Below are 11193 nucleotides of genomic sequence, written 5' to 3' on the forward strand. Positions count from 1 at the left end.
GACTTGGGAAGCCCTGAAACAACAACCGAGACGGAGCCTGAACCCGCGAGGGCCCGATCACGCTGCATACGTCTCGATGCGGCGCAGATGGAGCAGGTGCAGCAAAAAGTCAAGGTCGCGGCGTTGAACCCCTGGCTCATGATGGTGTTTGGAGACCGTGACCTTCCCGCGACAGCCTCTCTGACATGATCGACCCGTCCTCGTCGCCGCTCCCGGGCGCACACGCTTCGTCGCGCCCGCGCGCTCCCGCCGAGGCGCCCAGCATCGGGCGCTGGGACTGGGACATCCGCGCCGATCGCGTCACCTCCGACGTCGGCTTCGCCGCGCTGTACGGCGTCGCCCCGGAGCTCGCGCGCGACGGCGCGCCGATCGCCGACTTCTTCGGCGGCATCCATCCCGACGACCTGCCGCGCGTGCGCGAGGCGATCGATCACAGCGTCGCCAGCGGCGCGCCGTTCGAGGCCGAGTACCGCCTCGTCGACGCGGACGGGCGCACGCGCTGGGTCGCGGCGCAGGGGCGCGTCGACCGCGACGCGGAGGGCGAGGCGGTCCACTTCCCCGGTGTCAGTTTCGACATCGACCAGCGCAAGCGTGCCGAGCTGCGCCTCGCCGCGCTCGTCGAACTGGGCGACCGGTTGCGCGAGCCCGGCGACGCGGGCGACCTCGCGCTCGCCGCCGCCAAGGTGCTGGGCCGGGCGCTCGACGTCAGCCGCGCCGGCTATGGCACGGTCGACGCGGTGGCGGAGACGATCACCACCGAGCGCGCCTTCTGCGCGCCGGGCATCGATCCGCTGCCGGGCGTGCTGCACTTCCGCGATTATGGCTCGTACATCGAGGACCTGAAGCGCGGCGTCACCGTCGCGATCGAGGACGTGCGGCTCGACCCGCGCACGCGCGACACCGCCGAGAACCTCCGCCAGCTCGCCGCCATGTCCTTCATCAACATGCCGGTGACCGAGCAGGGCGGGTTCGTGGCCTTGCTCTACCTCAACCACGCGCATCCGAGGCAGTGGAGCGACGAGGAGCAGGCCTTCGTCCGCGAGGTGGCCGAGCGGACGCGCGACGCGGTCGAGCGTCGCCGCGCCGAGCGCGAGCTGGCCGATCTCACCGCGCACCTCGAGCAGGAGGTGGAGGCGCGGACCACCGAGCTGATGCGCGCCGAGGAGCAGCTGCGCCAGGCGCAGAAGATGGAGGCGGTGGGCCAGCTCACCGGCGGGCTGGCGCACGACTTCAACAATCTGCTGACCGGCATCTCGGGCGCCCTGGAGATGATCCAGGTGCGCGTGACGCAGGGCCGCGTCGCGGAGCTCGATCGCTATGTCACCGCGGCGCAGGGCGCGACGCGGCGGGCGGCGGCGCTGACGCATCGGCTGCTCGCCTTCTCGCGCCGCCAGACGCTCGATCCGCGCCCGACCGACGTCAACCGGCTGGTCAGCGACATGGAGGATCTGGTCCGGCGCACGGTCGGACCGGCGATCACGCTGGAGGTGGTCGGCGCGGCCGGGTTGTGGGACGCGCTGGTCGATCCCAACCAGCTCGAGAACGCGCTGCTCAACCTGTGCATCAACGCGCGCGACGCGATGCCCGAGGGCGGGCGGATCACGATCGAGACCGCCAACCGCTGGCTCGACGAGCGGGCCGCACGCGAGCGCGACCTGCCGCCCGGCCAGTATCTCTCGCTCTGCGTCAGCGACACCGGCACGGGCATGCCCCCCGAAGTGCAGGCGCGCGCCTTCGACCCCTTCTACACCACCAAGCCGCTGGGCGAGGGGACGGGGTTGGGCCTGTCGATGATCTACGGCTTCGCGCGCCAGTCGGGCGGGCAGGCGCGCATCTACAGCGAGGTCGGGCAGGGGACGACGGTCTGCATCTACCTGCCGCGCCACTATGGCGCGGCCGGCGGCGAGGAGGAGGCGGCGCTGCCGCTCGACCAGGCACCGGCGGCGCAGGGCACGCCGGTGGTGCTGGTGGTCGACGACGAACCGACGATCCGGATGCTGGTGGTCGAGGTGCTCGCCGGATTGGGCTATGCCACACTGGAGGCGGGCGACGGCGCGGCGGCGCTGCGGCTGCTCGGCGCGGGCGCGCGGCCCGACCTGCTGGTGACCGACGTCGGCCTGCCCGGGCAGATGAACGGCCGCCAGGTCGCCGATGCCGCGCTGGCGCTGATGCCCGCGCTGAAGGTGCTGTTCATCACCGGCTATGCCGAGAATGCGGTGATCGGCGGCGGCCAGCTCGCGCCCAACATGGGGCTGCTCACCAAGCCGTTCGCGATGGAGGCACTGGCGGGCAAGGTGCGCGCACTGCTGGCGGGGTGAGGAAACGATGCTGGTCGAAACATCGCTGCGGCCAGCGCTTCCGGTAAGAATTTAGTTGATACTTATGCAAAGTGTCAAAAATCCCGGAAATGGACACGGCATTGTTGGTCTTTTGGAAGTACTAGAACAACGATAACTTACTGGAAAATTCTAGACGAAAACCCGTGGCTAATTGTCGATCGTGTCCCACGCGGGTGAAATTATGAAAGGGCTGTCGACGCGCCCTTTCGATATTGATCGTTCGGTTGATGTAGATACCTGCGCGATCGAGCAGTTTCACGGCCTCGCGAGCGAACTGCTTCGGGCGCATCTGGTGAAAATCGAGGGCGGCATCGCCTTGGCTGACACCGTCGGTCACCCAATCGTCTCTTCCTCGGATGACCGGAGCGGACTCCGGGCGTGGTAAGAACCTGGTCGGTCGCGCATCCGTCATAATCGACATCCGTAGGGTGAGATCGGATAGCAGCGTGCTCATCTACGATCGCCGCTGTCGCATGGGCCGGTTGGGAAGGCTTTCGAGCCGCGCAACTGGGCCTCTCATCAAAGACGGAGAGTCGGCGGCGCTGTCTCGAGTCGCTCCGAGCGTGGTGACGGCCAGTCGTCTCCGGTGGCGTCGACTCGACAATCGCGATACGCCTGGCGCGGAGAGGAGCAGCGCATGAAACTCGCCAGCCTGAAAGAGGGGCGCGACGGTCGCCTCGTCGTGGTCTCGGACGACCTCGCCTGGTACGCCGACGCGGCGCACCTCTGCCCCACGCTCCAGGCCGCGCTCGACGACTGGGAGCGGGTCGCCCCCACGCTCGAGCTGCTCGCCACCGACCTGCGCAACGAGGCGATCCCGCGCGCGCGCTTCCACGAGCATGACGCCGCCGCCCCGCTGCCGCGCGCCTATCAATGGGCCGACGGCTCGGCCTATGTGAACCATGTCGCGCTGGTGCGGCAGGCGCGCGGCGCCGCGCTGCCCGAGAGCTTCTGGCACGACCCGCTGCTCTACCAGGGCGGCTCGGACTCGTTCCTCGGCGCGCGCGACACGATCACGCTCGCCGACGAGAGCTGGGACGCCGACTTCGAGGCCGAGGTAGTGGTCGTCACCGGCGACGTGCCGCAGGGCACGACGCGTGACGCCGCGCTCGGGCTGATCCGGCTGGTGGGCCTGACCAACGACATGTCGCTACGCGGACTGATCGCGGAGGAGGCGGCGAAAAGCTTCGGCTTCTTCCAGTCCAAGCCCGCCTCGTCCTTCTCACCGGTCTTCGTCACCCCCGAGTCGCTCGGCGACTGGTGGCAGGACGGCAAGCTCCACCGCCGCCTGATGGTGGAGCGCAACGGCCAGCCGTTCGGCCGCGCTGAGGCGGGCGAGGACATGACCTTCGATTTCGGCGCACTGATCGCGCACGCGGCTCGGACCCGGCGGCTCGGCGCGGGCACGATCATCGGCTCGGGCACCGTCTCCAACCGCGACGCCGACGGCGGCCCCGGCCGCTCGATCGGCGAGGGCGGGCTGGGCTACTCCTGCATCGCCGAGCAGCGCGCGGTGGAGACGCTGCGCGGCGGCGAGACGACCACGCCGTTCCTTCGCCGCGGCGACACGGTGCGGATCTGGGCCGAGGACGACCGCCATCACACGATCTTCGGCGCGATCGAGCAGGTGGTGGAGTGAGCGATCGTGGCGCGAAGCTCGCGCCCGTCCGTCGTGCCGAACCCGACCCGGCGTCCATGGCGCGGCGGACGCTCCGAAGCGTCGCCGACGCGGCGGATCTGCTCCCGCATGCCGTCCGGGATGACGCGGGAGCGGGCGCGGCGCTCGTGATCTCGCGAACGCCGGGCTCCACTGCCGCGCGCAGGGACGGACCGCGGTCCATCGACCGGCTGGGCTCCCGCGCGCGCGGGAACGCGGCCATGCTCGCCCTGCTACTCGCGCTGCCACCGACCGCGGCGACGGCGCAGACCGCCCCCACCACGACGGCGCGCGCCTATCCCGCCTCGCCCGCCGAGCTGTTCGGCGCGCTGTTCGACCAGGTCCAGCGCCGGCGGCTCTTCCCCGACGGCAAGACCTTCGCCGACGCCACCCCGAAGCGCAGCGCCGCCGCGATTATGGCCGACTATGCCCGCGCCGGCACGCTCGACGACGCCGGGCTGCGCGCCTTCGTGCTCGCCAACTTCGACGTGCCCGAGCCGGGTCGAACCGCCCCGCCCAGCGCGGCACGGCCGCCACTGGCCGAGCACATCCGCGCGCTGTGGCCGCAGCTCACCCGCCCGCCGCTGACCCCGCCGACGGGCTCATCCGCGCTCGCGCTGCCGCGGCGCTACGTGGTGCCGGGAGGGCGGTTCCGCGAGATGTACTATTGGGACAGCTATTTCACCATGCTCGGCCTGGAAGCCGACGGCGAGCAAGCGCTCACCCGCGACATGGTGGAGAATTTCGTCTCGCTGGTGGAGCGATACGGCCACGTTCCCAACGGCACGCGGACCTACTACGTCAGCCGCTCGCAGCCACCCTTTCTCTACCTGATGATGGGCCTGGTGCGCGGCGTCGATCGCGCCACCCAGGCGCGCTGGCTGGACGCGCTGGTCGCCGAGCACCGTTTCTGGGTCGAGCAGCGCTCGGCGACGATGCCCGACGGGGCGCGGCTGCAGCATTACGGCGACGGCAAGTCGACCCCGCGCGACGAGAGCTATCGCGAGGACGTCGCCACCGGCAAGGGCGACGCTCGTGTCTACAACGACCTGCGCGCCGGCGCGGAGAGCGGCTGGGACTATAGCTCGCGCTGGTTCGCCGACGGGCGGACGCTGGCCACGATCGACACGACCGCGATCGTCTCCGCCGATCTCAACAGCCTGCTCTACGGCATGGAGCGCGCGATCGCGGCGCGGTGTCGCGCACTCGCGCGCCCTTGTGCGGCCACCTTCGACCGCGCCGCGGCGACGCGTCGTCAGGCGATCGAACGCTGGCTGTGGAGCGAGCGCGACGGCCGCTACGGTGACTATGACCTGATCGCGCGCCGGCTGCGCGACGGCGTCACCGCGGCGACGGCCTACCCGCTGTTCACCGCGGTGGCGTCACGGTCGCGCGGCGCGCGCGTGGCGACGACGATCGAGCGCGACCTGCTCGCCGCCAACGGCTTGCGCACCACCACCGCGGCGACCGGGCAGCAGTGGGACAAGCCCAACGGCTGGGCGCCGCTGCAATGGGTCGCGATCGAGGGACTGCGCCGCTACGGCGCGGCGCCCCTGGCGCGACAGATCGGGACGCGCTTCCTCGCCACCGTCGAGCGGGAGTATCGCGCCTCCGGCAAGCTGCTCGAGAAGTACGACGTCGAGGAGAGCCGCGCCGGCGGCGGCGGCGAGTATCCGACGCAGGACGGGTTCGGCTGGACCAACGGCGTCACGCGCGCGCTGCAGCAGCGTTATGGACGGGGCGAGCGCTAGCGGCGGCTGCGCGAGCGAGGCGCGACGCGCGTGCCGCCACGGCCGGGCTGAGCGACGACGTGCGATGATGGCGCCGCCTGGACTCCCGCGTGCGCGCGAGCACGGGGGCGTCGCAGGCGACCGCTACGATGGTGGGCCGGCGGGATGGCTCCGCCCCGTCGCCGGCGCGAGCGCGGCCAGCATCTCGGCGCGCAGCGCGGCGCGCAGTCGCCTCCGGCGGCGCGTGCGCGAGCGGTGCTTGCCCGAGACCTCGCTCTCCTCGGGCTCTTCGCGGCGCGGGTCGACTAGGAAGAAGTCGGCAGCGGTGCGCTCGCCGTCGAGCTTGGCCCACAGCTCGTCATAGTCGAGCGAGCTCGATCGCCCGTCGACGACATAGCCCGCCGCCACCTGGGTCCGGTTCGACGGACCGGCGAGCAGCGCGGCGCCGAGCGCCTCTGCCAGCGTGGCGGCAGCGAGCAGCAGCAGCGTCGGCGCGGCGATCTCGCCGTTGGCGCGCGCGGCGTAGCGCAGCTCCTCGCGCACCTGATAGCCACCCTGCAGCCCGCCGACGAGCAGCACCGGCGCGTCCGCCGCGCCGATCAGCGTGCCGCTCACGAGCGCGAAGGTGAGGGTGAACAGCCGCTGTCCGTCGAGCAGGAAGGCGAGCTCCACCTCGCCCTCCATCGGCGCCAGCCGCGCGGGGGTGAGCAGCAGCGCGTGGTGGCGTCGCTCGTCGTCGTGCCGTTCCCACAGGGTGAACGGCGCACGCCACAGCGCGTCGCCATGCGCGGCGGCGTGGCGGGCGACGAACTCGTGGTGATAGATGAGCGCGGCGAGCCGCTCGCGGCGGCTGAGCGGTGCGGCGAGATAGTCGCCGATGTATTTGAAGCGGCCATGTCGTGCGCCCACGCTCCTGGTCGCGACGATGCCGGCGCGGCGCGCGCGCGACATCGCGCGCCACAGCCGCAGCTGCTCGACCGGGTGGCGCAGCACGCCGAGCAGCTGCCGCGCCCGCCGCCGCGACGGTCTAAGCGTCAGCATGCGTGCCTCGGCGATCGGAGCCCGTGCCCATCCGTCCTGTTGTCCTGCGTCCCGGCTGCGATCGCGTCCACCGCGGCCAAGGGCCCGGGTTGCGCCGCCGGGCGATGTTGTAAAGCACCGGAAAGTTCAAGCTAAATTGATGGAGGTTCGGCCGGTCGCCGGGGCGCGGCACGGCCTGTCGTCTCAGCGCGGGACAGGGTCGCGGCGGCGCTCGCCGCGACCGATCACCGCGAAGCCGATGAAGGCAGCGAGCAGGCGAGGCTCCTCGACCTCGGCGACCGAGCGCTTGACCGTGGCGAGGAAGTCGGCCGCGGCGAGGACGTCGTCGACGTGGCGATAGGCCATGCCCCACTCGCCGAACTGGCGCGCGCCGACTGCGCCGTCGCTGACATAGCCGATCGCGTGGTGGCGCGGATCGCGCGCGATGCGCTCCATCACCGCGCGCACCGCGCCCTCGGCGCCCTCGAGCGCCTGGATGAAGCGCGTGCCGTCGTGGAGCAGCAGCCCGGTGATGCCGGCGTCGCGGTTGCGCTCGGCGGCGGCGCGGCACAGCGCCGCCGCTGCGGCATCGGAGAGTGGCGCGCTGGCACGACTGATATAGACGATATGGTGCAGGGCATCGGCCATCGGCGGGTCGTCCGAGAGAGAGAGCGGCACGCGGCGGCCGACATCACGATGACGGCGGATGCGCGCCAAGGATTGTAGATTATTGCGCCCTCGGCGTCGTGTCGCCCTGTCACTCCGGTGCGATCCGCCGCGCTCCCGCGCGGCAGGAGCCAGGGTCAGGTGTGCCATCCTCGTGGCCGGCGGGCTCCGGTGTTATCCGCAGCACCATCATGCTCGGCCGGACACCCTCTAGTGGAAGTCGTGGCTGGCGATCGGGATCACGTCGTCGCGGCGGTCGCGGAAATGATAGTCGGAGCGCGGGCGCGGCTGCCAGCCCTTGTCGCCGCGGTCGGGCGCGCCGGGATAGGTGGCGCCGTCGCCGCGCGCCACCAGTCGCGGCAGGTCCACGTCGCCGACCGACCGCAGCATCGCGGTGAGATCGGTGACGCGCTCGACGATGACGTGGATCACCGCGCCTTCCTGCTGCACGCGCCCCTTCAGGCTGACCATGGCCGAGGACATCACGGTGCGGCGCTGCGCCTCAAACCGATCGGGCCACAGGATGCCGTTGGCCACGCCGGTCTCGTCCTCGATCGTGATGAACAGGACGCCCTTCGCCGAGCCGGGGCGCTGGCGCACCAGGATGATACCGGCGACCTCGACCATCTTGCCGTCCTTGCCGGCGAGGTCGCCGCAGCGCGTCACGCGCGCGTCGTCGAGCCGCGGGCGGAGGAACTGCAGCGGGTGCGCGCGCAGCGACATCTGCGTGGCGCGATAATCCTCCACCACCTCGCGCCCCTGGGTGAGCCGGGCGAGCGTCACCGGCTCCTCGCGGCGCTCGATCCCGGCGAGCAGCGGCAGCGGCGTCTCGCCCAGGCCGCGGATCGCCCACAGCGCCTGACGCCGGTCGAGGCCGAGCGCGTGGAAGGCGTCGGCGCGCGCCAGTTTCTCGAGCGTCGCCAGCGGCACGCCCGAGCAGCGCCACAGGTCCTCGACCGAGGTGAAGCGCGCGTGCGCGCGCGCGGTGAGGATCCGCCCCGCGTCCTCGCCCGAGAGGCCGTGGATCACGCGCAGGCCGAGCCGCAGGGGGGCGAGCGGGGCAGCGCCGTGTCGTCGCGGGTCGCCGGTGGACGGTAGCGTGTGACCCGGCTCGTTCGAGCGACCGTGCTCCTGCGCACGCAGGAGCCCAGCGCCGCGCGCGTCACCCGCGTGATCCTGGGCTTCGGCGTTCGCCCGCGCACGATAGCCTGGTGATGGCTCAGACTCTGCCCCCGCCTCACCCCGACACAGGCCGGGGACCGGTGGCGAAGACCATCGCGGTTCTCGCGTGGGGGGAGGTGGCGAGGGTGTCACGTCGTGCGTGCTGCCGGCGGCCTCCGCCTCACGCCGCATGTCTCCCCCCCGCGCCGCCAGCGACTCCTCCGCCTCCACCAGCGCCGTGTCCCACTCGCTCTCCAGCACGCAGGGCGGGCGCACCTCGACGCCGTGTGCGCGCGCGTCGCGGACGATCTGCGCGGGCGCGTAGAAGCCCATCGGCTGCGCGTTGAGCAGCGCCGCGCAGAACACGTCGGGGTGGTGGCATTTCATCCACGACGAGGCGTAGGCGATCTTGGCGAAGCTGGCGGCGTGGCTCTCGGGGAAGCCGTAGCTGCCGAAACCCTCGATCTGCGCCACCAGCCGCTCGGCGAACGCCTCGCTGATGCCGTTGCCGCGCATCCCCGCGATCAGCCGCTCGCGGAAGCGTCCGACCCCGCCGGTCAGCTTGAAGGTCGCCATCGCGCGGCGCAGTTCGTCCGCCTCGCCCGGGGTGAAGCCGCCGCCGATGATCGCGACCTGCATCGCCTGCTCCTGGAACAGCGGCACGCCCAGCGTCTTCTCCAGCACCGCGCGCAGCGCCTCGTTGGGATATTCCACCGTCTCGCGCCCCTCGCGGCGCTTGAGATAGGGGTGGACCATGTTGCCCTGGATCGGCCCCGGCCGCACGATCGCGACCTGGATGGCGATGTCGTAGAAGGTCCTGGGCTTCATCCGCGGCAGCATGCTCATCTGCGCGCGGCTCTCGATCTGGAACACGCCGAGCGTGTCGGCCTGCTGGATCATCCGGTAGGTCGCGGGGTCGTCGCCCTGCAGCGGCGCGCTGGCGAGGTCCATGTCGATGCCCTTGTGCGCGGCGAGCAGGTCGAAGGCGCGGCGCATGCAGCCCAGCATGCCGAGCCCGAGGATGTCGACCTTCATGAAGCCGAGCTCCTCGATATCGGCCTTCTCCCACTCGATCACGCGGCGGTCGACCATCGCGGCGGGCTCGATCGGGACGAGCTGGTGGAGCGGGTCGCGCGTCAGCACGAAGCCGCCGGGGTGCTGCGACAGGTGGCGCGGCGTGCCGATCAGCTGCTTGGCGAGATCGAGCGCGAGCGCCAGCCGCGGCTCGGCGGCGTCGAGGTGGAGCGCCTCGACATGCTCGGTCGGCACGCCCTCGTTCGACCAGCCCCAGACCTGGCTGGCGAGCGCGCCGGTCATGTCCTCGGGCAGGCCGAGCACCTTGCCCACCTCGCGGATCGCGCCGCGGGTGCGGAAGCGGCTGACCACCGCGGTGAGCGCGGCATGGTCGTGGCCGTAGCTCTCGTAGATCCACTGGATCACTTCCTCGCGCCGCTCGTGCTCGAAATCGATGTCGATGTCGGGCGGCTCGCTGCGTTCCTCCGAGATGAAGCGCTCGAACAGCAACTGGTGCTTGATCGGATCGATCGAGGTGATGCCGAGCACGAAACAGATGATCGAGTTGGCCGCGCTGCCGCGCCCCTGGCACAGGATCTGCTGCCCGCGCGCGAAGCTGACGATCGAGTTGACCGTGAGGAAATAGGGCGCGTAGCCCATCCGCTCGACCAGGGTCAGCTCGTGCTCGAGCTGCTCGGCGTAGCGCGGCGGGGGCGCGGCGTCGAACAGCCGCGCCAGCGCGTCGCGCGAGAGGCGGGCGAGTGCTTCCTGCGCGCTGCGCCCGCTCATCACCAATTCGTCGGGATACTGATATTGCAGCTCGCGCAGCGAGAAGGTGCAGCGCTCGACGATCGCCTCGGCCGCGGCGATCGCCTCGGGCCGGTCGCGGAACAGCCGCGCCATCGCGCCGGGCGGCTTGAGGTGGCGGTCGGCGCTGCGCTCGCGACGCAGCCCGAGCTCGTCGATCGTGCACTTCTCGCGGATCGCGGTGACGACGTCCTGGAGCATGCGCTGCTCGGGCGCATGGTACAGCACGTCGCCGGTGGCGAGCGGGGTGAGCCCGTGCGCGCGCGCCGCCTCGCTCAGCCGGTGCAGCCGCAGCTGCTCGCCGGGGCGACGGTAGTGGGTGAGGCAGACGTGGCCGGCGTCGCCGAACAGGTCGGCCATCCAGCGCATTGGCTCGAGGTCGGGCGCGTGGCCGGGGACGAGTGCGGCGACCAGCCCCTGCGCATGCGCCGCGACGTCCTCCCAGTGGAGGAAGCAGCGCCCCTTCTCGCCGCGCTGCGCGTCGGCGCGCGCCTTGCCGCGGCTGAGCAGCTCGGTCAGCCGCGACCAGCCGGCACGGTCCTCCGGCCAGACCAGCAGCGAGGCGCCGTCGACCAGGTCGAGCCGGCAACCCGGGATCGAGCGCACCTCCAGCCCGCTGTCGCGCCGCACCTGGTCGCAGGCGTAGAGCGCGCGCACCACGCCAGCGACCGAGTTGCGGTCGACGACGCCGAGCGCGGGCATGCCCATCGCCGCCGCGGTGGCGACGAGCTGCTCGCATGACGAGGCGCCGCGCAGGAACGAGAAATGCGTGGTGACCTGGAGCTCGCTGTACGTCACG

The 11193-nt window shown here is 71.5% G+C and carries 6 protein-coding genes and 1 pseudogene; 3 read left to right on the forward strand and 4 right to left on the reverse strand.

Going from position 1 to position 11193, the window contains the following annotated elements; genetic code table 11:
- Nucleotides 1-254: 254 nt before the first annotated feature.
- A pseudogene (locus tag FHY05_RS19715) lies at nucleotides 255-2318 on the forward strand (ATP-binding protein); the annotation flags it as partial.
- Between the two features lie 121 nt (nucleotides 2319-2439).
- On the opposite strand, the gene FHY05_RS19720 reads toward FHY05_RS19715, so the two are convergent.
- Nucleotides 2440-2676: a hypothetical protein gene (locus FHY05_RS19720; protein WP_183946136.1), complete on the reverse strand. Its 237-nt coding sequence runs from the start codon at nucleotides 2674-2676 to the stop codon at nucleotides 2440-2442.
- 300 nt (nucleotides 2677-2976) lie between these two features.
- On the opposite strand from FHY05_RS19720, the gene FHY05_RS19725 reads away from it, so the two are divergent.
- Both FHY05_RS19725 and FHY05_RS19730 read left to right on the forward strand, forming a co-directional pair.
- Nucleotides 2977-3978, forward strand: coding sequence for a fumarylacetoacetate hydrolase family protein (locus FHY05_RS19725; protein WP_183946137.1), 1002 nt, complete (start codon nucleotides 2977-2979; stop codon nucleotides 3976-3978).
- A gap of 239 nt (nucleotides 3979-4217) precedes the next feature.
- Complete coding sequence (locus FHY05_RS19730; RefSeq protein ID WP_183946138.1) at nucleotides 4218-5747, forward strand: trehalase family glycosidase; 1530 nt, start codon at nucleotides 4218-4220, stop codon at nucleotides 5745-5747.
- Nucleotides 5748-5870: 123 nt separating this feature from the next.
- On the opposite strand, the gene FHY05_RS19735 is transcribed toward FHY05_RS19730, so the two are convergent.
- From FHY05_RS19735 to FHY05_RS19745, 3 genes are all read right to left on the reverse strand, one after another.
- Complete coding sequence (locus FHY05_RS19735; protein ID WP_183946139.1) at nucleotides 5871-6767, reverse strand: DUF535 family protein; 897 nt, start codon at nucleotides 6765-6767, stop codon at nucleotides 5871-5873.
- 183 nt (nucleotides 6768-6950) lie between these two features.
- Nucleotides 6951-7424 carry a BLUF domain-containing protein gene (locus FHY05_RS19740; protein ID WP_183946140.1) on the reverse strand — a complete coding sequence of 158 codons (474 nt, stop codon included), beginning with the start codon at nucleotides 7422-7424 and terminating at the stop codon, nucleotides 6951-6953.
- 198 nt (nucleotides 7425-7622) lie between these two features.
- Nucleotides 7623-11192, reverse strand: coding sequence for an error-prone DNA polymerase (locus FHY05_RS19745; RefSeq protein WP_311732536.1), 3570 nt, complete (start codon nucleotides 11190-11192; stop codon nucleotides 7623-7625).
- Nucleotide 11193: the final 1 nt, after the last annotated feature.

Origin of the sequence: Sphingomonas sp. BK580 (assembly GCF_014194975.1) — a bacterium.
Lineage (GTDB): Bacteria > Pseudomonadota > Alphaproteobacteria > Sphingomonadales > Sphingomonadaceae > Sphingomonas.